Raw genomic sequence first — 225 nt, forward strand, 5'->3', positions numbered from 1 at the left:
GCATCACGGTGATCGGCTGTGCCTGTGAGGTCGTAGAAGAAGCGGCGCGGGGTCCCGGTCGGGTTGCCGTGGGCGTCGAGACGCCAGGCGGCGAGGTGGTCGGCGTTCATGTCGACGCCGACCACCCCGTGCGTAAGGGCGGCGGCCATCGGGGTGGTCCGGGAGACCGGGATCTGCCAGGAGGCGGTCACATACCAGCGCCCCCGTGCCGTGTCGTAGTGGATG

Annotated in this window: 1 pseudogene; it reads right to left on the reverse strand. The window is 70.2% G+C overall.

The features are described 5' to 3' along the window. A pseudogene (locus IG08_RS55575) lies at positions 1 to 225 on the reverse strand (IS200/IS605 family accessory protein TnpB-related protein); the annotation flags it as partial.

The sequence above is a fragment of the Streptomyces fulvoviolaceus genome (assembly GCF_000718165.1).
Classification (GTDB): domain Bacteria; phylum Actinomycetota; class Actinomycetes; order Streptomycetales; family Streptomycetaceae; genus Streptomyces; species Streptomyces fulvoviolaceus.